The following is a 21,850-nucleotide window of genomic DNA, read 5'->3' as shown; positions in this document are numbered from 1 at the left end:
TTTTAAACCTCAAGATAATGAGGCCAGTGTTGCGCAAGGATTGCGTCGAAACATTGTTCGAGTGCGTTCTTTTTGGCGGTAATTTCATCTGATGAAACTCCAGCCCGGCCCAAAGGGCGCAGGCGGCACGCCAGCCGATAAACCGCCGCCCTCCCCTGCCGTTGAGGGCGCCGCGATCCCCGTTCTAAGCGCCCTTTCGCCCCGGCCCGGGCGGGGAATCACAGCGAGCAAACCGCGGGGATGGCGGTACAAAAAAGAGCGATTCACATCCAAGGGTTGCATTTACCGGCCATAATACGTCACTACAGCGCCAAACTTGCGCCGTATTTTAATGCTGGTCTGCGCACATTCATTTTGGTTCATAGGTATTTCCGCCATGCTAACGTGTTTCCAAGGGTTGATGCTCGACCCGGTCTATTGGACCGTGCTCGCCGTCAGCACGATCGCCGCAGCTGTCGCCTTTTGGACGCTCAAGTTCCAAGAGTTCCATGGCAAAATTTACTATGCGCTCACCTTTTTGGGGATGATCTGGACCCTGATGATGGTCGGGGCCGAAGCCGCAACGCCCGCCTATGCCTGCCAGATGCAACAGGCCCAGCTGGCGTGGTTGGGCCACGGGCTGGTGCCGGTGGCTTGGTCGTTCTTTATCTTCGAGTATGTCGGCCCCTCCAGCCAGTCGCGCGGATGGATGAGCCTTCTGGCCCTGATTGCCGTGCCGCTTGCGGCTTTCGGCCTTGCGGCGACGAACGATTGGCACCACCTGATCTATACCGCCGAGACCGCACTTCAGCCGGGCGACGATCAGATCACCTTTGAACATGGGCCGGGGTATTTCCTCGTTCTTGCCGGGCTCTATTGCTTCGTGATGGCGACGCTCATCTGGCTGGGGCGCGCGTTCTTCCGCGCCAAACGCGCGGCTTGGCCATTGCTGACGATGCTGGTGGTGATCACGCTGATCCCGCTGGGCGCGAACGCGGCCTACGCGCTGCTTGGTTTTACCGTCGTCGGCCTTGACCCGACGGCCTTCATGTTCACCTTGGGCATCTTCGCCTTTTCGTGGTTGCTGGTCACGAACAAGACGATGGACATGCCCTCGGTCGGGCAATCGACCCTGTTCGACACGATGAGCGAACCGCTGATCCTTTTGGACGCGCGGCGCCGCGTCATCCGCTCAAACGCCGCGGCCAAGCGCAGCGGGCTTCTGTCCGATCCGACATTGGGCCACGATCTGATCGCGGGGATCGAAGCACAAATGGCGCAGAACGGCTCGGCCCATATCACCTGTAACGAACGGCTGTATGAGCCGCGCGTTCAGCCCATCGAAAACCCCCTTGCCCCCGCTGGCCCCGCCATCGGCTGGAGCGTCACCTTCGTCGATGTCACCGACCGGATCGCCACCACCACGGCGCTAGAGCACGCGTTGAAAGAGGCGGATGAGGCGAACCGCGCCAAAGATGAATTCATCTCGGTCGTCAGCCATGAGCTGCGCACGCCGCTGACCTCATTGAAAGGCGGCCTGGCTCTGGCCCTCAGCGGCAAGCTGGGAGAGATCAAAGGCCCGCTGCGCTCCTCGCTCGACATTGCCCATCGCAACGGGGTGCGCCTGTCGCGGTTGGTCGATAATATCCTGCTGGTGCAAAAGCTTGAAGTGCAGGCGCTTTCGCTCGAATGGCTGCCGGTCGACCTGCCCGCCCTGCTGCGCGAGAGTATCGAGGAAAACCGCATGTATGCCCATGAGCGCGGCGTGCGGCTGGATATCGGCAGTGTCGGCCAGCCCGCCGTGGTCTTGGGCGATGCCTTTGCCATCCGGCAGGTGGTCGACAACCTGATCTCGAACGCGGTGAAATTCTCGAATGTGGGGGACACGGTGGAGGGCACGCTGACCACCAACAACGGCCGTGTGCGGGTCTCGATCCGCGATCATGGGCGCGGCATTCCCGAGGGGATGGAGGAAAAGGTCTTTGGCCGTTTCGGGCAGCTTGACGACGACGGGCAGAAATCGACCCAAGGCTCCGGCCTCGGCCTGCATATCTCCCGCCAACTGGCGCGGCAGATGGCGGGGGATCTGTTTTACGAAAGCGAAGTAGGCGTCGGATCGACCTTCCATGTCGAATTCGGCATCGGGGCCGAGGCAAAGACCGCCCAGCAAGCGGCCCCAAGCGCGTTGCAAAGCACCGACTAAGCCCCGCGCCCGCGCTTAAAGTTCAATACGGATATCGTGGATCCACAGTTTCGGCGGACGGGACAGGACAAAGACCACCACATCGGCCAGATCATCCGGCTCGGTGAAGATATGGTTCGGCACGTCCTCTCCGGCCTTGGCGAACATGCCGGTGTTGGTGCCCGACTGATACAGCCCGCCCACCCGCACGCCGGTGTTTTCCTCATCCGCCTTCAGCACCTCGGTAAAGCCGCGCACGCCGTATTTCGTGGCCGTATAGACCGACTGCCCCGCCTGCGCCACGACACCGGATTTGGAGACGACATTGAGAATGATCGCCTCGTCATTGTCGCGCAGCGCGGGCAGCGTGGCCTGCGTCATCTGCATGAGGCCAGTCAAATTGGTCTGCACCGTCGCTTGCAGCATTTCGGGCGCGATCGTGTCGAGCGGGCCTGCCTTGTGCCAGATCCCTGCGTTGTTGATCAGGATGTCCAAGCCGCCAAAACGGTCCACCACCTGCGCGGCGGTCTGGTCGATCGCCGAAGGGTCTTGCAGATCGCAGGTCAGCCCCACCGCCTCCGCCGCGCCGGCGGCTTCGCAGGCTTCTGCCACGGCCTGAAGACGTGTCTCATCGCGGCCCAGAATGGCCAGCCGCGCGCCTGTCTCCGCCAGTTTTAAACAGATGTGCCGCCCGATCCCGTCGCTGCCGCCGGTGACCAAAATACGTTTGTCGCGCAGTTCCATATCGCTCTCCTATGTTGCGGGCGGCTTACCGTGCGGCAAAGCCGCCGCCAAGCCCTGCCCCGCCCGGTCAGATCGTGATGATCTGGGCCCGGATCGCCTTGGCCACCGCATGGGTCTTGTTGGTCACGTCCAGCTTGGCACAGGCGTTATACAGATGATGGTTCACCGTGCTGGCCGCCACCGTCATGATCTGCGCCGTCTCCCATGCCGTTTTGCCCACCGCGGCCCATTTCAGCACTTCCTTTTCACGGTTGCTCAGCCGTGGCCCCGGCGCGGCGGGGGCGATATCCGCCACCATATCGCTTTGGATCAGACAGCCCAGATAGATCGCATCGGCGATGATCCCGCGCTTGTATTTGCGCCATTCGTGAATGCGCAGGTCAGAGTTCAGCGTCAGCACCGCCTTGCCATGCGCGTGGTCCCGAATGGGGATCGACACACCGTTCTGGCGCACGCCGAACTCCATCGCCTCGCCAAAGAAGTTGCGCGTGGTCCGGTCGACCTTGGGCAGCTCGCTCCAATCCACCGGCAGGGTACCTTCGAGGGATTTGTCGACCACCGGGTCGATCAGATGGTAGTTTTCCTCTTGGTAGCGCGTCAGCCAAGCGGGATCATAGGTCGAGTGAATGACCGGATCACTGCCACTGGCGCCAGTCTTGTGAAACCCCAGATAGGACAGGTTGTTCAGCCCCATATCCTGCGCCAAGACCTGCAACATCTCGGCGGGTTTGATGTCGGGGCGTTGTTCTTTCAATAGGAGGTAGCGGTCGGAAAGCGGTGTCACCATAGGGCGGCGTTCAAAAGCTCATGTGATTAAAAACTGAGCATTCAATTAGGGCACCTCAACCAGTGAGGGAACATGCCCGCCGTCGAATGATTTCTCGGAATAGGGGAAACGGGCCAAAACGTTGCAATTTTGTCCCTATGACCAAGGGTCAAGCGAAAGGCCCGCCCGACGAAAGGTCGGCACGTCCGCCTGCCCGCAAAGCGGTGCAGAGCATAAAGCGGCCCCCGCCCGAAAACCAATGCGCCCCTTACAAAAACACGGTCGTCCAACACAGCGGACAGGGGCGCGGCTTCCGAAAGCGGGGACCGAAACAGAGCCAAATAGCAGGCCCTGTCAAAAGGTCGCGTCAGCCTGAGCGCGCATCTTATGTCTGACGGCCATTCAGCACAGCCGCAAACTCGGATAGCAAGATTCGCGCCGTCGATCTTCAAGCATTTGTTATAGTTTGATTAAATTTCCGGCGCATCTTGACTGCGCGCGCCGGGGCGCATCTGTAAAGCTGGTAATATTTATAGGTTTCGATGAATCGCCGCGGATAGGGGCGATACGGGCGCAGGCGATTTGGCACTGTTACAAAAACTTCACTGGCGTAAAGCCTCATAATTCTGTAATTCATGAATTATGGAACAAATGATCCCCAACCGCCTTGCCACCCTCGGCCATCCGCAGCGCCTCGCGCTGTTTCGGCTGCTCATGCGCCGCTACCCTGACAGGGTGCCCGCGACCGAACTGGCGCAGGCGCTCGGCCTCAAGCCCAACACCCTCTCGACCTATATCGGCGCGCTGATGCAGGCGGGGTTGGTGAGCCAAGAACGGCAGGGCACATCCCTGCGCTATGCGATCGATATCGAAGCCGCGCGGGACACCATCGGCTACCTGCTGAACGACTGCTGCCGTGGCCGCCCCGAAATTTGCCTCCCCCTCACCTCTTCAGATGGAAACGCCCCCATGACCGACGACAAGTTCAACGTCCTGTTCATCTGCACCGGCAATTCCGCCCGGTCGATCTTTGCCGAAAGCATCCTGCGCGACCTCGCGGGGGACCGGTTCAATGTCTATTCGGCAGGCACCCGCCCGCAGTCTGAGCTGAACCCTTTCGCCGTCGAAGTGCTTGAACAAAAGGGCCATGACGTGACCCACCTCAGGTCAAAACATATCTCTGAGTTTCAGGCCGCGGATGCGCCTGCCTTCGACTTCGTCTTTACCGTCTGCAATCAGGCCGCCAATGAAGAATGCCCCACATGGCCGGGCCAGCCGATCACGGCGCATTGGGGGCTGCCCGATCCGGTCAAGGTCGAAGGCTCCGACGCGGAAAAGAGCCTCGCCTTCCAACAAGCCTATGGCACCCTGCGCAACCGGATGCTGGGTTTTACCAGCCTGCCACTTACCTCGCTCGACCGCATCTCGCTGCAAAAGGCGCTGGATGACGCGGGCCAAACCGACAAAGAAGGATCTCCCGCATGACCACCTACGCGATCAACGGCCTTGGCCGTATCGGCAAGCTCGCCCTGAAACCGCTGCTGGACCAAGGTGCCGAGATTGCATGGATCAACGATGCGGTGGGCGACCCGGAAATGCACGCGCATCTGCTGGAATTCGACACGGTGCACGGGCGCTGGCAGGCCGATTTCGCCCATGACGCCGACAGCGTGACGATCAACGGCACCCGCCTGCCCTTCATCGGCACGCGTGACCTCAGCGCGCTGCCGCTTGACGGGGTGGATGTGGTGATCGATTGCACCGGCGTCTTCAAGACCGAGGCGAAACTCGCCCCCTATTTCGAAGCCGGGGTGAAGAAGGTGGTGATCTCGGCCCCCGTAAAAGACGGGGATGCGGCCAATATCGTCTATGGCGTCAATGACGATGTCTATGATCCCGCACGGCACCGGATCGTCACGGCGGCAAGCTGCACGACCAACTGCCTCGCCCCGGTGGTGAAGGTCATCCACGAGGCGCTGCGGATCAAACATGGCTCCATCACCACGATCCATGATGTGACCAACACGCAAACTATCGTCGACCGCCCCGCCAAGGACCTGCGCCGCGCCCGTTCGGCCCTGAACTCCCTGATCCCGACGACCACGGGCAGCGCCACGGCGATCACCCTGATCTACCCCGAGCTTAAAGGCCGGTTGAACGGCCATGCGGTGCGGGTGCCGCTGCTGAACGCCTCGCTGACCGACTGTGTCTTTGAGGTGGAGCGGGAGACGACCGTGGAAGAGGTGAACGCCCTGTTCAAAGCCGCCGCCGAAGGAGAGTTGAAAAACATCCTCGGCTATGAGGAGCGCCCGCTGGTCTCGACCGATTACACCAATGATACGCGGTCCAGCATCGTCGATGCGCCCTCCACCATGGTGGTGAACGGGACGCAGGTGAAAATCTACGCGTGGTACGACAATGAGATGGGCTATGCCCACCGTCTGGTCGATGTGGCGTTGATGGTCGGGGCAAGCCTGTGAGCCAGAGCGCGACCCGCCCCGAGGGGCTTTCGGCCTATATCGCGGTCACGGCGGCCTATTGGGCCTTCATGCTGACCGATGGCGCGTTGCGCATGTTGGTGTTGCTGCATTTCCACCGGCTTGGCTTTTCGCCGGTGCAACTGGCCTATCTCTTTGTGCTGTATGAGATCGCGGGGGTTGTGACCAACCTCTGCGCGGGTTGGATCGCGGCGCGGTTTGGGCTGGCCTCGACGCTTTATGCGGGGCTGGGCTTGCAGATCGTGGCGCTGCTGGCGCTGGCGCAGCTTGACCCCACATGGGCGGTTGGCGCCTCGGTCGTTTTCGTCATGCTGGTGCAGGGGGCCAGCGGCGTGGCCAAGGATTTGGCCAAGATGTCATCGAAATCCGCTGTCAAACTGCTCGCCCCGGCTGAGGATGGCGGGCTGTTTCGCTGGGTGGCGCTGCTGACCGGCTCCAAGAACATGGTCAAGGGCTTGGGCTTTCTGCTCGGCGCGGCTTTGCTGGCGACGCTTGGCTTTGTCTGGGCGGTGCTCGGGATGGCCGCGATCCTTGCGCTGATCTTGCTCGCCGTGCTGACCGCCATGCCGCCCGGCCTGCCCAAGGGCCGCAAGGGGGCGAAGTTCTCGGAAGTCTTCTCAAAATCCGCCAATGTGAACTGGCTCAGCGCGGCGCGGGTGTTTCTTTTCGGCGCGCGGGATGTGTGGTTCGTGGTGGGCATCCCGATCTATTTCTACGCGGTCCTCTCGGATGGCACGGAGGAAAGCAACCGCGCGGCCTTTTTCATGATCGGCACCTTTATGGCGGTCTGGGTGATCCTCTACGGGCTGGTGCAAATCTACGCCCCGCGCCTGCTCCGCGCGAAATCCCGCCCGGCAGGAGACCTGATCTCAGCCGCGAAGGGCTGGGCGTGGTCGCTTGCCGCCGTGCCTGCGGCGCTGACGCTGGCGGCGCTGTTCAGCGACGGGCCGCAGGGCTGGCTCACCGTGACGCTTGTGATCGGCCTCTTGGCCTTTGGCGCGGTCTTTGCGGTGAACTCATCACTGCATTCCTACCTCATCCTCTCTTTCACCAAGGCTGAGCGGGTGACGATGGATGTGGGGTTTTACTACATGGCCAATGCCGCCGGGCGGCTCTTGGGCACGCTGATGTCGGGGCTAAGCTATCAGATCGGCGGCCTGCCCCTGATGCTGGGCGCGGCGGCGATCATGGTGGCCCTGTCGGCGCTGCTGGTCGGGTTCTTGAAACCCGACCAGAGTTAGCCCTCAGCCCACCTTGCTGGCGCGACCGTTGCTTTCATCGGCCTGCGTATAGGCGCTCATCGCCGCGACTGCGCCTGCGTCCCAGATGAGCGAGAGCCAAGCGACAAAGGCATCGCGGAACGCCTCGGCCTGGGCCAGATCACCGTAGAGGCGCTCTTGCTCAAGCCAGGCTTCAGGCCGTTCCCGCGCGGCCTGCGCCACGGCTTTCAGCGCGTCCCAAATGGGATCATTCGCCGCAATCTCCGTGCCATCTTCCCGCGTGCCCGCACACATCCGGGCCCAGAGCGCTTCGACCAAGGCCAAACCAGTAACCGAGCGCCCCGCCGCCAGCTGATCCCGCAGGATCGGCAGGACAAAGCCCGTGTGCCGCGCCGAACCGTCAAAGGCGACGCGGCGGGTAGTGTCGACGATGCGCGGGTTCGAGAAGCGCTGTTCGATCAGGTCGAGATAGGCAAGCGGCGTCATGCCCGGCACCGGGGCGACCGTCTGGGTGATCTCTTCGGCCTGCACGCGGTGGAACATCGCGCGGATCGCCGGATGGGCCATAGTGCCGGAAATCGTCTCGATCCCCAGCACCTCACCGACATTGGCCAAGACCTGATGGCCCGCGTTGAGGATGCGGATTTTCATCTTCTCATAGGCGTGCACCTCGTCCGAGAAGGTGGCCCCCACCTGATCCCAATCCGGGCGGCCCGCGCAGAAGTCGTCCTCGATCACCCATTGGCGGAAGGCTTCATGGGTGACGGGGGCCGCGTCGTTCACGCCGAACTCCCGCGCCTGCGCGATCTCGGCGGGGCCGGTGGCCGGGGCGATGCAATCGACCATGGAGTTGGGGAAACTGCCGTTCGCCTCGATCCAATCGGCCAGTGCCGGGTCGGACATGCGCGCCAGCGACACGACCGCTTGGCGCAGGATATCGCCATTGCCTTGCAGATTGTCACAGCTCAGCCCCGTGAACGGCCCCTGCCCCGCATCACGGCGCAGCCGCAGGGCCGCGACCATGGCCCCAAAGGCGGTGCGCGGGGTTTCGGGATGGGCCGCGTCATGGATGATATCCGCATGGGCCGCGTCGAACCCCTTGCTTACGGGGTCGATGTAATAGCCGCTTTCCGTGACCGTCAGCCCGACGATGCGAATGGCCGGATCGGCCATGGCGCGGATCAGGGCACCGTTGCCCTCTTCGATTGGCAGGTAGTCGATCATCGAGCCCACAACCTCGGCCGAGGTCTGCGCGGGGTCGAGTTCGATCAGCGTTGTCAGACAGTCCTGCGCCAAAAGCTTCTCGCGCATGGCCGCATCATAGGGGCGCACGCCCGCGCCGAGGATCGCCCAGTCATGCGCTTGGCCGCTCTGCATCAAACGATGCAGATACCACGCCTGATGCGCGCGGTGGAAATTGCCCACGCCGATATGCACGATGCCGGGGGTCAGGGCGCTGCGGTCATAGCTGGGGTGGGCGATGTCGAGATCACCCAGCGTCGCGTTCGAGAGGTCTACCAGTTTATCCATGATCCACATCCTTAAAGGGCCGCGCACCGGGGAAAGGGTGCGGGGGTCGGCCTGTCATTTCTGCCGCTTGCATTAGTCGACCCGAAGGCCCTGCGCGTCGAACCGGTGCAGCTTGTCCGCCTGTGGGGTCAGGAAAATCCGGTCCCCATGTCGGACCGACAATTCGCCATCCACGCGCACGGTCATCGGGTCGCAGCCCGCCACGCCATGGACGTGCAAGAAGGTGTCGGAGCCCAGATGCTCGGCCACGCCGATGGTGCCCTCCCATGCGCCTTCGGTGGTGGAGACGTCGAAATGCTCGGGCCGGATGCCGATGGTCGGCGCGCCGCGCGCTTCGGCTTCGGCGCCCTTGATCAGGTTCATCTTGGGCGAGCCGATGAAGCCCGCGACAAATTCGTTGCGCGGCTTGTAGTAAAGCTCAAGCGGGGAGCCGACCTGTTCGATATGCCCCGCCCGCAGCACCACGATTTTATCGGCCATGGTCATCGCTTCGACCTGATCGTGGGTCACGTAGATCATCGTTGTCGCCAGCCGCTTGTGCAGCTCGCTGATCTCAAGCCGCATGCCCACCCGCAGCGCAGCGTCGAGGTTCGACAGCGGCTCGTCGAAAAGGAAAGCCGAAGGTTCGCGCACGATGGCACGGCCAATGGCAACCCGCTGGCGCTGACCGCCCGAGAGTTGGCCCGGACGGCGGTCAAGATAGTCGGTGAGGTTCAGCGCCTTGGCAGCAGCTTCGATCCGGCGCTGCTGTTCCTCCGCCGGAACGCCCGCCATCTTCATCGGAAAGGCGATGTTCTTGCGCACCGACATATGCGGATAAAGCGCGTAGGATTGGAACACCATCGCCAGACCCCGTTTCGCGGGCGGCACGTTAGTCGCATCGGTGCCGTCGATCTCGATATGGCCCGAGGTGATGTCCTCCAGACCCGCGATCAGCCGCAGCAGGGTCGATTTACCGCAGCCCGAGGGGCCAACAAAGACCGTGAACTCGCCATCTTCGATGGTCAGATCAAGGGGCGGAATGACTTCCACATCGCCGAAGCTTTTGGAAACCTGATTGAGTTTGATTTGTCCCATGTGACTGTCCCTTGCTTACTTGACCGCGCCGAAAGTCAGGCCGCTGACGAGTTGTTTCTGGCTGAACCAGCCGAGGATGAGGATTGGCGCGATGGCCATGGTGGAGGCCGCGCTGAGCTTGGCGTAGAAGAGGCCCTCGGGGCTGGAATAGCTCGCGATGAAGGCAGTGAGCGGCGCGGCCTTGGCCGCGGTGAGGTTGAGCGTCCAGAAGGCTTCGTTCCATGCGAGGATGAAGTTCAACAACAGGGTGGAAGCAATGCCCGGCACCGCCATGGGGGTGAGGACGTAAAGCACCTCTTCGCGCAGGCTTGCCCCATCCATCCGTGCCGCTTCCAAGATCTCACCGGGGATTTCACGGAAGTAAGTGTAGAGCATCCAGACGATGATCGGCAGGTTAATGAGCATTAGGATGATGACCAGTGCGATCTTGCTGTCGAGCACGCCGAACTGGATGCAGAGCAGATAGATCGGGTAGAGCACGCCCACTGCGGGAAGCATCTTGGTCGAGAGCATCCAGAGCAGGATATCCTTGGTCCGCTTGCCGGGAACGAAGGCCATCGACCATGCGGCAGGCACTGCGATCATGATGCCAAGGATGGTCGAGCCGCCCGCGATGACGATGGAGTTCCACAGGAAGCGCCCGTAGTTCGACCGTTCCAGAACCGCCTCGTAATTCGCCAGCGTCCAGTCGAAGCCGAGGAAGATTGGCGGGTCGGCGATGGCCTGTGCTTCGGTCTTGAAGCTGGTGAGTATGGTCCAAAGGATGGGGAAGAAGATCAGGAAACCGATGCCCCAAGCGAGGGCCGTGTTGACGATCTTGCGTTGCCTTGTGACTGCGCGTGCCATGATGTCTCCTCCTCAGGCGTCCAGGTTCTTGCCGACGATGCGCATCAGGAAGATGGCGACGATATTGGCGAGAATGATTGCATAGACACCGCCCGCCGATCCGAGGCCGATGTTCTGGCTTTCCAGCACGCGCTGGAAGATGAGATAGGTCAGTGTTTTGGTGCCGAAGGCCCCGCCCGTGGTCACGAAAATCTCCGCAAAGATCGACAGCAGAAAGATCGTCTGGATCAAGATCACCACGGTGATCGCGCGGCCCAGATGCGGCAGGGTGATATAGGCGAAACGTTTGGTCACCGGCGCGCCGTCCATCTCGGCGGCGTCAAGCTGCTCGCGGTCAAGCGACTGGATCGCGGTGAGCAGGATCAGCGTCGCGAAGGGCAGCCATTGCCAGGATACGATGATGATGATCGACGACAGCGAGGCTTGGCTCATCCATTGCACCGGGGTGGCGCCAAAGAACTCCCACAGATGCGCGAAGAGACCATAGTTCGGGTCCATGAACATGTTCTTCCACACCAGCGCCGACACGGTGGGCATGACGAAGAAGGGCGCGATGACAAGGATGCGGACAAAGCCCTGCCCCCACATCGGCTGGTTCAACAGAAGGGCAAGTAGGATGCCAAGGCAGACCGTGATCGCCAGCACACCGCCGACGATGATCAGCGTGGTCATCACCGAGGGCCAGAAAGAGCTGGAGGTGACGAAGCGCACATAGTTGTCGAAGCCGACCCAACCCAGATCACCGCCGCGCATCGGCAGGTATTTCTTGAAAGAGAAGTAGAGCGTCATGGTCAGCGGGATGAGCATCCATCCAAGCAGCAAGACCACCGCCGGGGCCATCATCAGGCGTGCCGCTGATCGGGAATGTTGGGTAGCCATCGGGCACATCTCCTCTGCCGGCGGCGAATGCCGCGTTTAGGTGAAGGGTATCATATCGGGTGGTGGGGCGGAAAAGGGCGGCGGTGTTCGCCGCCCTTTAGCCTGTGAAGCGGCGGCTTAACGGTAGCCTGCGGCTTCCATTGCGTCGTTGGTCAGGTCTTGGGCCTTCTCAAGCGCCTCTTCGACGGTCTGTTGACCGGCATAGGCGGCAGAGAACTCTTGGCTCACGTCGGTCGCGATGCCTGCAAACTCGGGGATCGCGGCGAATTGCACACCGACGTAAGGAGTCGGATCGACGGTGGAGTTCTCAGGATCGGCCGAGAGGATCGAGTCGAGCGTCATCTGCGCGAAGGGCACTTTCTGGTACTCGGGGTTCTCGTAAAGCGACTTGCGCGCACCGGGAGGGACGTTCGCCCAGCCTTCGTTCTCGGCGACCATCTCAATATAATCTTTCGAGGTGGCCCATTCGATGAACTCCTTTGCGGCGTCTTCTTTCTGAGTGCCCGCCGGGATTGCCAGCGCCCATGCCCAGAGCCAGTTGGAGCGTTTGCCAAGGCCCGTGTCCGGTGCCAGCGCAAAGCCAACCTTGTCGGCCACGGTGGAATCCTCGGGGTTGGTCACGAAGGAGGCCGCCACGGTGGCGTCGATCCACATGCCGCATTTGCCCTGTTGGAACAGCGAGAGGTTCTCGTTGAAGCCGTTGGAGGCATAGCCCGCCGGGCCGCTTTCATCCATCAGGTCTTTGTAGAAGTTGATCGTGTTGGCCCATGCCTCGGTGTCGAACTGGGCGTTCCAGTCTTCATCGAACCAACGCGCGCCAAAGGAGTTGGACATCGCGGTGATGAGCGCACCGCCCTCGCCCCAACCGGCCTTGCCGCGCAGGCAGATGCCGTTGATGTCGTTCTCACGATCGGTCATCGCGGCGGCGGCTTCGCGGATGAATTCCCATGTCGGGTCTTTCGGCATTTCCATGCCGGCTTTTTCCATCAGATCAGTGCGATACATGATCATGGAGCTTTCGCCGTAGAACGGTGCCGCATAAAGCGTGCCGTCGTGGCTCAGGCCGCCGGCCATGGCGGGCAGGATATCGTCTGCGTCGTATTCTTCGCTGAGGTCGTCCAGCGGCACCAGCCAGCCGTTCGCGCCCCAGATCGGCGTCTCATACATGCCGATGGTCATGATGTCGAAAGAGCCACCCTTGGTCGAGATGTCGGTGGTGACGCGCTGGCGCAGCACGTTCTCTTCCAAAGTGACCCACTCCACTTCGTGGCCGGTCTCTTCGGTGAATTTGTCGGTGTAGCCTTGCATGCGGATCATGTCGCCGTTGTTCACGGTGGCGATGGTGATCGTCTCGGCAACCGCGCCGCCCGCCATGATCAGGCCCAGAGCCGTCGCAGCGTAAAGTGATTTATCGCAGAACATCGATAGTTCCTCCCTCTATAGATGATGAACCGAGACTAACGACCCACGCAACGCGCAGTCAAATTAAATTTTACGCGCGATAACTATTTTCTGAGCAACTCGCGAACTCAATGACTTAGGCAGATGCGCGCATCACCAGCTTGCCGTCAAATAGCGTTTCTTCGGGCTCGGCCAGCCGGGTTTCGCTTTCGATGATGCGAAACAGGGTACTGGCGGCACGATTCGCGATCGCCCCGTAATCCTGCGCGATGGTGGTCAGCGGCGGGCAGGTATAGCGCGAAAACGGGTGGTCGTCCTGCCCCGCGATCCGCATGGCGCAATCCTTGCCATGCCCCACCCGCAGCCCCATCCCATAGGCCGCGGAGAGCATCCCGATGGCCAGACGGTCGTTCGAGCAAAGCACCGTATCCGTCTCGAACGCCCCCGCCGAGATCAGCTTGCCGCCCTCGGTCGCGCCGATCTCTTCAAAGTTCCAGCCCTCCCCCGGCACCTGATGGATATGCGGCGCAAAGCCGTGCCGCTCCATCGCTTCCAGATAGGCTTGGCGGCGCTTGTTGGCGTTGGGGTTGCTGGGGGTCTTCATCTCGAAAAAACAGGGCGGCTCACCGCTGCGACAAAGGTATTCGACGATCAAATCAACGCTCTGGAAGTTGTCCGTGCCGACGAAAGCCTCGCAAACCCCTTCGACATTGGCGTCAAAGGCCACCACTGGCACGTCCTTGCAAAAGCGCGCGATCTTGTCGCGGTCCGAGGCTTTGCCGAAGGGTGCCAGCAGCACGCCCGCCGGTTTCAGCGCCCGAAGCGAGTCAAGATTGGCCCGCTCCTGCGCGGGATTGCCGTGAGAGCTGAGCAAAATCGGGCTATAGCCTTCGGCGAGACAGGCCAGCTCCACCTCACGGCCAATCTCGGAAAAGAACGGGTCCGCCAGATTGGGAACGACAACGCCGATGTTGCGGGTTTTGCGGCGGTTTTGGTTCACCGCATAGACGTTCGGGCGGTAGTCATACTGGCTCAGCGCGGCTTCGATCCGCTCCCGGGTCGAGCGCCGCACGCTGTCGGCATCGTTAAAGTATTTCGACAGGGTGGGCCGCGAAATGCCGCTCACGGCGGCAAACTCCTCCATATTGCGGATCTTCTGCTGGCCCATCTTAACCCTCCCTTGACGAAACGCTGCGCGCGTAAACTAAAGTCAATATAGAGATAAGTTTGTCCAGCCAGCAAGGGGTTGGTGGCGTCAGGCTTTCCGCGGCCCTTTGGGGTGCAACGGAAAGCCTGCGCTCGGCCCTCTTCCGGGGTTAACCGGCCTTGCCCAATTGCGCTGCGGCGCGGGCCAGCGCTTCGATCCCGGCCCAGTCCCCGGCATCGATCAGCTTCTTCGGCGCGACCCAGCTGCCGCCCGCGCAAAGCACATTTGGCAGGCTCAGGTAGCTTTCCGCATTGTCGGGGCTGACACCGCCCGTCGGGCAGAAGGTGATCTGCGGCAGGGGCGCGCCGATGGCCTTGAGCGCAGGCGCGCCACCCGAGGCTTCGGCGGGGAAGAACTTCAGCATGTCATAGCCGCGCGCGAACAACTGCATCGCCTCGCTCGCCGTGGCGGCGCCGGGCAAGAGGGGCAGCTCTTCCTCCTCGCAGGCCGCGATCAGCGCGTCGGTGGCACCGGGGGAGACGCCAAAGGTCGCCCCCGCCCGTTTCGCTGCACGCACATCTTCGGGGGTGACCAGCGTCCCCGCCCCCACATGCCCCCCCGCGACCTCCGCCATCGCGGCAATCGCGTCGAGTGCGGCAGGCGTGCGCAGGGTCACCTCCAAAGCAGGAAGCCCCCCGGCGATCAGTGCTTCGGCCAAGGGCCGGGCGTCGGCGACATCTTCGATCACCAGCACGGGCACGATCGGGGCAAGCGCACAGATTTCGCGGGTACGACGGCTGGCGTCTTTTGCAGTAAGGGTCATGGATCAACCTCCAAAAATGGTTGCGCCGGTAGTAGCAGAACCGACTGTGTCGCGGAACATAGCGAACAACTCGCGCCCCGTCCCGGCATGATAAGCAGAAAGATCAGCGGTGACGTTGGGACGGTCGTCGAATTCTTCGGCCAGCACGTCAAGCGTCCCTGCCACGGCATCAACCCGCAGCAGATCACCGTCTTGCACCCGCGCGATGGGGCCACCGTCGACCGCCTCGGGGCTGACGTGGATCGCCGCAGGCACTTTGCCCGACGCGCCCGACATGCGCCCATCGGTGACCAGCGCCACCTTCTGCCCGCGCCCCTGAAGGATCGACAGAAGCGGCGTCAGGCTGTGCAACTCGGGCATGCCGTTGGCCTTGGGCCCTTGGAAGCGGACGACGACGACCAGATCGCCGGTCAGCTCCCCGGCCTTGAAGGCCGCCTTCACCTCGTTTTGATCCGCGAAAACCCGCGCCGGGGCTTCGATAACGTGATGTTCGGGCGCCACGGCAGAGACCTTCATACAGGCGGTCCCGAGCGACCCGGCCATGCGGCGCAGCCCGCCGGTGGGCTGGAAAGGATCGCTGGCAGGGCGGAGGATTTTCTCGTTCAAGCTCTCGCCTGCGCCCTTCTCCCAGACCAGACCTTCGGCCTTCAGCTTCGGCTCGGCGGTGTAATGCTCCAACCCCTGTCCGGCGACGGTCTGGGTGTCGGGGTGCAGATGGCCGGAGTTGAGCAATTCGCCGATCATATAGCCCAGCCCCCCGGCAGCGTGGAAATGGTTCACATCCGCCAGACCGTTGGGATAGACCCGCGCCAGCAGCGGCGTGACGTCAGAGATGTCCGAGAAATCCTCCCAATCCAGAATGATCCCCCCGGCCCGCGCCATGGCGATAAGGTGGATCAGCAGGTTGGTCGACCCGCCCGTGGCGTTGAGCCCGACGATCCCGTTCACGAAGGCCTTTTCATCCAGAACCGAGGCGACGGGGGTATAATCATTGCCCATAGCGCTCAGCGCCAATGCGCGTTTCGCGCCTTCTTGGGTCAGCGCATCGCGCAAAGACCCATTCGGCGGCACAAAGCTCGCCCCCGGCAAGTGCAGCCCCATGAACTCCATCAGCATCTGGTTGGTGTTGGCGGTGCCGTAAAATGTGCAGGTGCCCGGCCCGTGATAGGCGGCCATCTCGGCGGCCATCAGCGCGTCGCGCCCGACTTCGCCCGCGGCGAACTGCTGACGCACCTTGGCCTTCTCATCATTCGACAGCCCGCTTTCCATCGGCCCGGCAGGCAGGAAGACGGCCGGCAGATGGCCGAAAGCCTGCGCCGCGATCACCAGCCCGGGCACGATCTTGTCGCAAACCCCAAGAAAAACCGCCGCGTCAAATGTGTTGTGGCTGAGCGCCACGGAGGCCGCCAAGGCGATCACATCGCGCGAGAAAAGCGACAGCTCCATCCCAGCCTCGCCTTGGGTCACCCCGTCGCACATGGCGGGAACCCCGCCCGCGACCTGCGCAGTGCCCCCCGCCGCACGAACGGCCTCGCGGATCAGATCGGGGAAGCGCTCAAACGGCTGATGCGCCGAGAGCATGTCGTTATAGGTGGTCACGATCCCGAGGTTGCCCGCGCTGGTGGTCGCCAGCCGGTCCTTATCCGCGCCAGAGGCGGCATAGGCATGGGCCTGCCCGCTACAGGACAGATGCGCGCGGGCCGGACCCTTGGCGCGGGCGGTTTCCATCCGGTCGAGGTAGGGCCGCCGGGTCGCCTCGCTGCGGGCGATGATACGGTCGGTGACGCGGTCAATCGTGGAATGCAGGGTCATGTCTCGTCCTTTCGTGTGATCTCGCGCCAGCGGCGGCCGTCGCGGTGCATCAGCATCAGCGCCTCTTCGGGGCCGGAGCTGCCGGGGTCATAGGGGTACGGGGGTTGCCGGGTCTCTTCCCAGCCGTGAATGATCGGATCGGCCCAGGCCCAAGCGGCTTCGACCTCATCCCCGCGCATGAAGAGCGTTTGATCGCCGCGGATCACATCCATGATGAGCCGCTCATAGGCGTCCTGCGGGGTGCCCTGTTCGCCCAAGGCATCGGCAAAGGTCATATCCAGCGCCACTTCGGCCAGACGCATGCCGCCGGGGCCGGGGTCTTTGATGGTGTTGCGCAGGGTGATGCCCTCGTCCGGTTGCAACCGGATGATCAGCGCGTTGCCCTTGTGGCCCTCTGTCGCGGGGAAGATCATATGCGGCGGGTCACGGAAGATCACCGCAATCTCGGAACTGCGCCCGCGCAGCTTTTTGCCCGTGCGCAGGTAGAACGGCGTGCCCGCCCACCGCCAATTGGCGATCTTGACCTTCATCGCGACGAAGCTTTCGGTGCGGCTGTCGGGGTCGCCCGCATGGTCGCGGTAGCTGCCCGCGCCATTGGCGGCGCGGTACTGGCCGCGAGCAATGTCCTTCTGCGCCACAGGCTCCAGCGCCTCAATCACCTTCACCTTCTCATCGCGCACCGCGTTGGGGTCAAAGCGCGAGGGCGGCTCCATCGCCGTCAGACACAGCAGTTGCATCAGGTGGTTCTGCACCATGTCGCGCATGGCACCGGATTTATCGTAATACTCGCCCCGCCCTTCGACACCGAGGCTCTCGGACACGGTGATCTGCACATGGTCGATATGTGTGGAATTCCACAGCGGCTCCCACAGCGCATTGGCGAAACGCAGCGCCATGAGGTTCTGCACCGTCTCTTTGCCAAGGTAATGGTCGATCCGGTAAATCTGGCTTTCGTCGAAATTGGCACGCAGATCGGCGTTCAGCGCCTGCGCAGTTTCCAAATCATGGCCAAAGGGCTTTTCGACGACGATGCGGCTTTCGGCGGTGGCGATGCCGTGGTCATGCAGCTTGCCACCGATCGTGCCGAACAGCGACGGCGAAACCGAGAGGTAGAAGGCCCGCACCACATCATCGCGCATCAGGTCTTTGAGGTCTGCCCAGCCCGCATCGCCCGAGGCATCCACGCGCACGTAATGCACCATGCCAAGGAACCGCTCCAAGGCGGCGCGCTCTTGCGCGAGCTTGGGGGCGAACTCCAACAGGCTGTCGCGGATCATCTTGCGGAAGGCGTCGGCATCAAGCTTTGAACGGGCCGCGCCGACGATCCACGCGGCTTCTGGCATCTGGCCGACGGTGAAGCGGTGGAACAGACCGGGCAGAATCTTGCGCCGGGCAAGATCGCCGGTCGCGCCGAAAATGACGAGGTCGAAAGGATCAACGGGGATTACGCGCGATACCATGGGGTCAGCCCTCCTGCCTGCGCAGGCGCGCTACGGCACCCTGTTTTCGATTGGACAAAGCCATCACCACCCCCTTCGCGCCCTCCTCCGGGCGGCCACTGGTAGCGCTAACATACTTGAGCGAAAAAGATAGGCGGTTCTTCAACATTTCATATTTCCTCTACCCAAGGTGGGTTCGCCCCGGCCCGCGAAACGGTCACGGCGGCAACCCGCGCGCCATAGGCCAGCGCTTCGGACAAAACCTCTGGCGCAAGGGTGGCAAGGGCAGATTTATGCAACTGCCCAAGCTCCGACATCTTGGCCAGAACGCCTGCGTTGAACGTGTCGCCCGCGCCGACCGTATCGACGATTTCGGCTTTGACGGCGGGCACTTGCACCTCTTCGCCATTCGCCAGATAGCCCGTCGCCCCCTCGCCCCCGCGGGTCAGGATGACAACCGATGGGCCCTTCTTTAGCAACTCGCCCACCTTGTCGCGCAGCGACAGCGGCGCGGGGTTGATCCAGTTCAGATCCTCATCCGACACTTTCACGATATCCGACAACGCCAGCATCCGGTCGAGCCTTTGACGGTAACGCTCGATATCCTTGATGAAACCGGGGCGGATGTTGGGGTCGATCATCACCGCGCGGCCCTCGGTGTTGCGCGCCAACAGCTCGGCATAGGCATCCGCCCCCGGCTCACAGGCCAGACTGATCCCGCCAAAATACAGCGCCGAAACCTCGCTCGAAAGCGCAGGCATATCCTCCGGCGCGATCATGCGACCCGCCGAGTTTTCGTCGTAGAAATCATAGGTCGCATGGCCGCCGACCAGCCGAACGAAGGCCAGCGTCGTCGGCCGGTCGGACAGGACAACGTGCGACACATCCACATGGCTCGCCTTCAGCCCGTCGACCAACTGCCGCCCGAACATGTCAGACGACAGGCCCGAGAGCATCCCCACCTGCGCGCCGAGCCGCCCCAGGGCGATGGCCGTGTTGAACACCGCCCCGCCCGCATGGGGCACAAAGCCATCGGGGCCTGCCTTGGTCGGGGTCGGGATCATATCGATCAGGGCTTCTCCGCAGCAAAGGATCATCTGTCAGCCTTTCAAAAATGCGTCACGGTCGACGAGGAAACGGTCCGAAAGCGGCAGGCTCGCCGCGCCGAGCGCGCGGGCGTCGCTGCCGACGGTGCCTTCGCGCAATTCGGGAAGGGTGACGCCCGGCAGGGGCCGGGCGGCGAGGTGGCGGCGCGTGCGGGCGACCAATTCGGCACGAACCTCTGCGGGCACAGACCCGTCGATCATCACCGTGTCGAAATCAATCAGACATGTCGCGGCCCGGATCGCCTGCGCCAAGGCCTCGGTCGTGCTGTCGAGCCATGGGTGCAAAATGTCATCGCCAAAACCCCAAGCCGCCGGATCGCTCCACGGGGCGCGGCGGGTCTCTCCGGCCTCTTGCAAGGCGCCCTCTAAAGTCGCCAAAGAGGCCACATCGACCAATTGCCGCGCCGCATCCCCGGCCAACGGCATGGAGCCGAGCGCCCCGGCATTGCCGCTTTTGCCGGTGTAGAGCTTGCTGTCCAGCACCAGCCCGCCGCCGACGAAATAGCCGATGTAGAAATAGAGGAAATCGCGCGGTTTGTCCTGCGCGCCAAAGACCAGTTCCGCCCCACAAGCAGCAGAGGTGTCATTGCAGATATAGATCGGCAGATCGACCAGTTCCGCCAAAGCCGCTTCGATATCAAAGGTCTGCCACGCGCTTAGATCGCCGCCCGCGACCTCCCATTCCCAGATGCCAAAGGGCAGGGCCACGCCCAGTCCAGCCACCCGCGCCTGCTGCTCGGCGGAGAGGATGGCAAGCGCGTCCTGCAAAGCGCGCGCGGCAAAGGCCATGACCGCATCGGGCGTGGGATGGGCATAGGTCTCGCTGCTGTGGCGGGTCACCTGCCCTTCGAAATCGGTCAGGATCAATTCGACGCTGCGCCGCCCGACCTTTAGCCCCAGAAAAAACGCGCCCTCGGCGTTCAGGCTGATCGGCACCGATGGCTGCCCCACCCGGCCCCGCACCCGCGCGCCTTTCTTCAGCAAACCCTCGGCTTCGAGGGCGCGCATAATGACGGAGACGGTCTGCGCCGAGAGGCCCGTAAGCCGGGCAATCTCGGCCTTGGACGTCGGCCCGCTGCGCCGGATGAGCGACAGGACCAGCCGTTCGTTATAAGCCCGCATCCCGCTCTGGTTCGAGCCGCGCGCGGCGCGGTCGTCGACTGTCTGTAGCTGCTGCAAACTGGCCTCCCCCCGGTTCATGCGGCGTTTCACCGGAGAAATCCCAGATGTAAGCAAGTGAGTCAACGCTTAAATCAATCTGATTGATTTATTGCGCGATGAAGGGCCGACCGCCTAAAGGCGAGCGGCCCGCTTTTGCGGTTAATCCGCCACAGTGATCCCGATTTTCCCCATATGGGACTTTTCGATGAACGCCTCCTGCGCCTGCTTCAGATCGCGCAGCGCATAGGTTTCCGCCACGACAGGCCGGATTTCTCCGCGTTCGATATAGCCCACCAGATCGGCAAAAACGCTCGGCTCTTGCCGGGTGCTGCCCAACAGTGTCAGGTCCTTGAGGTAAAGCGTGCGCAGGTCCAACTCCACGATCGGCCCGGCAATCGCGCCCGAGGTCACATAGCGCCCACGCGTCACCAGCGCGTCAAGCAATTTGGGCCAACCCGCCCCGCCGACGAGGTCGAGCACCACGTCATAGCTGTCCTCCGGCAGGGTCGCATCCCGGTCGAAGGTCTCATCCGCGCCAAGCGCCCTCAGCGCCTCCATCTTGCCGGGGCTGGTCACCGCCGTCACATGCGCGCCGCGCCGTATCGCCAGTTGCACCGCCGCCGAGCCGACCCCGCCCGAGGCGCCGGTGATTAACACACGCTCGGCCCCCAAAGCGGCACGCTGGATCATCCCCTCGGCCGTCGAAAAGGCGCAGGGAAAGGAAGCGAGTTCGAGGTCCGTGAGGGGGCTGTCGACCCGCAGGGCATTGCTGGCCTCGGCGGTTGCATATTCCGCGAAACCGCCGTCCCGCTCCGATCCGAAGGTGACGAGATCATCCGGCCCCGCGCCCGCAGGGCTGTACATGGGGCGGATCAGAACCCGTTCGCCAATCCGGCCTTGGTCGACATCCGCGCCCACCGCCACGATCTCTCCGCAGCAATCGGCCCCTTGGATGCGTGGGAAGCTCAAGGCACCAGCCCAGCCGCCATCGGCGTCCGACGCGCCGTCGTAACCTTCGCTCGCCGCCGAACCAGTGTCGCCGCGCACCGCTTTGGAATACCAGCCCGTGCGCGTGTTCACATCCGTGTTGTTCACCGCCGCCGCGCCGACGCGGACCAGAACCTCTCCGGCGGCGGGCTTTGGCACCGCGACATCTTCGCGCCATTCTAGCTTGTCCAAGCCGCCGTGGCCGGTCAGCAGCATGGCTTTCATGGTCTCTGGTAGTGTCATCGCGCGGGCT

At 62.7% G+C, this 21,850-nt stretch carries 18 protein-coding genes; 4 read left to right on the top strand and 14 right to left on the bottom strand.

What is annotated here, in order from left to right:
- Positions 1-376: 376 nt before the first annotated feature.
- Complete coding sequence (locus ACGYK9_RS04860; RefSeq protein WP_394412371.1) at positions 377-2,182, top strand: histidine kinase N-terminal 7TM domain-containing protein; 1,806 nt, start codon at positions 377-379, stop codon at positions 2,180-2,182.
- A gap of 15 nt (positions 2,183-2,197) precedes the next feature.
- Here ACGYK9_RS04860 and ACGYK9_RS04855 read toward each other — a convergent pair whose 3' ends face one another.
- Together ACGYK9_RS04855 and ACGYK9_RS04850 are read right to left on the bottom strand one after the other, a co-directional pair.
- Positions 2,198-2,905: an SDR family oxidoreductase gene (locus ACGYK9_RS04855; RefSeq protein WP_394412374.1), complete on the bottom strand. Its 708-nt coding sequence runs from the start codon at positions 2,903-2,905 to the stop codon at positions 2,198-2,200.
- 67 nt (positions 2,906-2,972) lie between these two features.
- Positions 2,973-3,692 (bottom strand): LuxR family transcriptional regulator, encoded by a 720-nt coding sequence (locus ACGYK9_RS04850; RefSeq protein WP_168612790.1) that lies wholly within the window; start codon positions 3,690-3,692, stop codon positions 2,973-2,975.
- Between the two features lie 621 nt (positions 3,693-4,313).
- On the opposite strand from ACGYK9_RS04850, the gene ACGYK9_RS04845 reads away from it, so the two are divergent.
- The 3 genes from ACGYK9_RS04845 to arsJ are packed head-to-tail and all read left to right on the top strand — an operon-like array spanning position 4,314 to position 7,410.
- The gene (locus ACGYK9_RS04845; protein ID WP_394412380.1) at positions 4,314-5,156 is read left to right on the top strand and encodes a helix-turn-helix domain-containing protein; all 843 of its coding nucleotides are present in this window, start codon (positions 4,314-4,316) and stop codon (positions 5,154-5,156) included.
- Entirely contained in the window at positions 5,153-6,151 is a 999-nt protein-coding gene (locus ACGYK9_RS04840) for an ArsJ-associated glyceraldehyde-3-phosphate dehydrogenase (RefSeq protein WP_394412382.1), read from the top strand. The genes ACGYK9_RS04845 and ACGYK9_RS04840 overlap by 4 nt, the downstream gene beginning before the upstream one ends.
- On the top strand, positions 6,148-7,410 hold the full coding sequence (gene arsJ / locus ACGYK9_RS04835) for an organoarsenical effux MFS transporter ArsJ (protein WP_394412385.1): 1,263 nt from the start codon (positions 6,148-6,150) through the stop codon (positions 7,408-7,410). Before ACGYK9_RS04840 ends, arsJ begins: the two co-directional genes overlap by 4 nt.
- Positions 7,411-7,413: 3 nt before the next feature.
- Here arsJ and ACGYK9_RS04830 read toward each other — a convergent pair whose 3' ends face one another.
- The 12 genes from ACGYK9_RS04830 to ACGYK9_RS04775 form a co-directional block, all read right to left on the bottom strand.
- The gene (locus tag ACGYK9_RS04830) at positions 7,414-8,919 is read right to left on the bottom strand and encodes a mannitol dehydrogenase family protein (RefSeq protein ID WP_394412388.1); all 1,506 of its coding nucleotides are present in this window, start codon (positions 8,917-8,919) and stop codon (positions 7,414-7,416) included.
- Positions 8,920-8,991: 72 nt separating this feature from the next.
- Positions 8,992-9,996: an ABC transporter ATP-binding protein gene (locus tag ACGYK9_RS04825; RefSeq protein ID WP_394412390.1), complete on the bottom strand. Its 1,005-nt coding sequence runs from the start codon at positions 9,994-9,996 to the stop codon at positions 8,992-8,994.
- A 15-nt stretch (positions 9,997-10,011) separates the two neighbouring features.
- Entirely contained in the window at positions 10,012-10,842 is an 831-nt protein-coding gene (locus tag ACGYK9_RS04820; protein WP_136720471.1) for a carbohydrate ABC transporter permease, read from the bottom strand.
- A 12-nt stretch (positions 10,843-10,854) separates the two neighbouring features.
- Complete coding sequence (locus tag ACGYK9_RS04815; protein ID WP_136720472.1) at positions 10,855-11,721, bottom strand: carbohydrate ABC transporter permease; 867 nt, start codon at positions 11,719-11,721, stop codon at positions 10,855-10,857.
- A gap of 117 nt (positions 11,722-11,838) precedes the next feature.
- Entirely contained in the window at positions 11,839-13,143 is a 1,305-nt protein-coding gene (locus ACGYK9_RS04810) for a sugar ABC transporter substrate-binding protein (protein ID WP_136720473.1), read from the bottom strand.
- 115 nt (positions 13,144-13,258) lie between these two features.
- Positions 13,259-14,290, bottom strand: coding sequence for a LacI family DNA-binding transcriptional regulator (locus ACGYK9_RS04805; RefSeq protein ID WP_394412393.1), 1,032 nt, complete (start codon positions 14,288-14,290; stop codon positions 13,259-13,261).
- Positions 14,291-14,438: 148 nt separating this feature from the next.
- Positions 14,439-15,092: a bifunctional 4-hydroxy-2-oxoglutarate aldolase/2-dehydro-3-deoxy-phosphogluconate aldolase gene (gene eda, locus ACGYK9_RS04800; RefSeq protein WP_394412395.1), complete on the bottom strand. Its 654-nt coding sequence runs from the start codon at positions 15,090-15,092 to the stop codon at positions 14,439-14,441.
- Positions 15,093-15,095: 3 nt separating this feature from the next.
- Complete coding sequence (gene edd, locus ACGYK9_RS04795; protein ID WP_394412398.1) at positions 15,096-16,904, bottom strand: phosphogluconate dehydratase; 1,809 nt, start codon at positions 16,902-16,904, stop codon at positions 15,096-15,098.
- The gene (zwf, locus tag ACGYK9_RS04790; protein WP_394412401.1) at positions 16,901-18,364 is read right to left on the bottom strand and encodes a glucose-6-phosphate dehydrogenase; all 1,464 of its coding nucleotides are present in this window, start codon (positions 18,362-18,364) and stop codon (positions 16,901-16,903) included. The genes edd and zwf overlap by 4 nt, the downstream gene beginning before the upstream one ends.
- Positions 18,365-18,513: 149 nt before the next feature.
- Positions 18,514-19,440 (bottom strand): carbohydrate kinase, encoded by a 927-nt coding sequence (locus ACGYK9_RS04785; protein WP_394412404.1) that lies wholly within the window; start codon positions 19,438-19,440, stop codon positions 18,514-18,516.
- Between the two features lie 3 nt (positions 19,441-19,443).
- The gene (locus tag ACGYK9_RS04780) at positions 19,444-20,571 is read right to left on the bottom strand and encodes an ROK family transcriptional regulator (RefSeq protein ID WP_394412673.1); all 1,128 of its coding nucleotides are present in this window, start codon (positions 20,569-20,571) and stop codon (positions 19,444-19,446) included.
- A gap of 198 nt (positions 20,572-20,769) precedes the next feature.
- Positions 20,770-21,840 (bottom strand): alcohol dehydrogenase family protein, encoded by a 1,071-nt coding sequence (locus ACGYK9_RS04775; protein WP_394412407.1) that lies wholly within the window; start codon positions 21,838-21,840, stop codon positions 20,770-20,772.
- Positions 21,841-21,850 lie beyond the last annotated feature (10 nt).

The sequence above is a fragment of the Sulfitobacter sp. 1A15258 genome, assembly GCF_043557045.1.
GTDB classification, from domain to species: Bacteria; Pseudomonadota; Alphaproteobacteria; order Rhodobacterales; family Rhodobacteraceae; genus Sulfitobacter; species Sulfitobacter faviae.
The sequence above is the reverse complement of the archived record's forward strand: the minus strand, read 5'-3'. Positions and strand labels throughout refer to the sequence as shown.

What these genes read in the sequence shown, in the direction of transcription:
- ACGYK9_RS04860 (WP_394412371.1), top strand. Translation starts at nt 377, where the DNA reads ATGCTAACGTGTTTCCAAGGGTTGATGCTCGACCCGGTCTATTGGACC.
- ACGYK9_RS04855 (WP_394412374.1), bottom strand. Translation starts at nt 2,905, where the DNA reads ATGGAACTGCGCGACAAACGTATTTTGGTCACCGGCGGCAGCGACGGG.
- ACGYK9_RS04850 (WP_168612790.1), bottom strand. Translation starts at nt 3,692, where the DNA reads ATGGTGACACCGCTTTCCGACCGCTACCTCCTATTGAAAGAACAACGC.
- ACGYK9_RS04845 (WP_394412380.1), top strand. Translation starts at nt 4,314, where the DNA reads ATGGAACAAATGATCCCCAACCGCCTTGCCACCCTCGGCCATCCGCAG.
- ACGYK9_RS04840 (WP_394412382.1), top strand. Translation starts at nt 5,153, where the DNA reads ATGACCACCTACGCGATCAACGGCCTTGGCCGTATCGGCAAGCTCGCC.
- ACGYK9_RS04830 (WP_394412388.1), bottom strand. Translation starts at nt 8,919, where the DNA reads ATGGATAAACTGGTAGACCTCTCGAACGCGACGCTGGGTGATCTCGAC.
- ACGYK9_RS04825 (WP_394412390.1), bottom strand. Translation starts at nt 9,996, where the DNA reads ATGGGACAAATCAAACTCAATCAGGTTTCCAAAAGCTTCGGCGATGTG.
- ACGYK9_RS04820 (WP_136720471.1), bottom strand. Translation starts at nt 10,842, where the DNA reads ATGGCACGCGCAGTCACAAGGCAACGCAAGATCGTCAACACGGCCCTC.
- ACGYK9_RS04815 (WP_136720472.1), bottom strand. Translation starts at nt 11,721, where the DNA reads ATGGCTACCCAACATTCCCGATCAGCGGCACGCCTGATGATGGCCCCG.
- ACGYK9_RS04810 (WP_136720473.1), bottom strand. Translation starts at nt 13,143, where the DNA reads ATGTTCTGCGATAAATCACTTTACGCTGCGACGGCTCTGGGCCTGATC.
- ACGYK9_RS04805 (WP_394412393.1), bottom strand. Translation starts at nt 14,290, where the DNA reads ATGGGCCAGCAGAAGATCCGCAATATGGAGGAGTTTGCCGCCGTGAGC.
- eda (WP_394412395.1), bottom strand. Translation starts at nt 15,092, where the DNA reads ATGACCCTTACTGCAAAAGACGCCAGCCGTCGTACCCGCGAAATCTGT.
- edd (WP_394412398.1), bottom strand. Translation starts at nt 16,904, where the DNA reads ATGACCCTGCATTCCACGATTGACCGCGTCACCGACCGTATCATCGCC.
- zwf (WP_394412401.1), bottom strand. Translation starts at nt 18,364, where the DNA reads ATGGTATCGCGCGTAATCCCCGTTGATCCTTTCGACCTCGTCATTTTC.
- ACGYK9_RS04785 (WP_394412404.1), bottom strand. Translation starts at nt 19,440, where the DNA reads ATGATCCTTTGCTGCGGAGAAGCCCTGATCGATATGATCCCGACCCCG.
- ACGYK9_RS04780 (WP_394412673.1), bottom strand. Translation starts at nt 20,571, where the DNA reads ATGCGGGCTTATAACGAACGGCTGGTCCTGTCGCTCATCCGGCGCAGC.
- ACGYK9_RS04775 (WP_394412407.1), bottom strand. Translation starts at nt 21,840, where the DNA reads ATGACACTACCAGAGACCATGAAAGCCATGCTGCTGACCGGCCACGGC.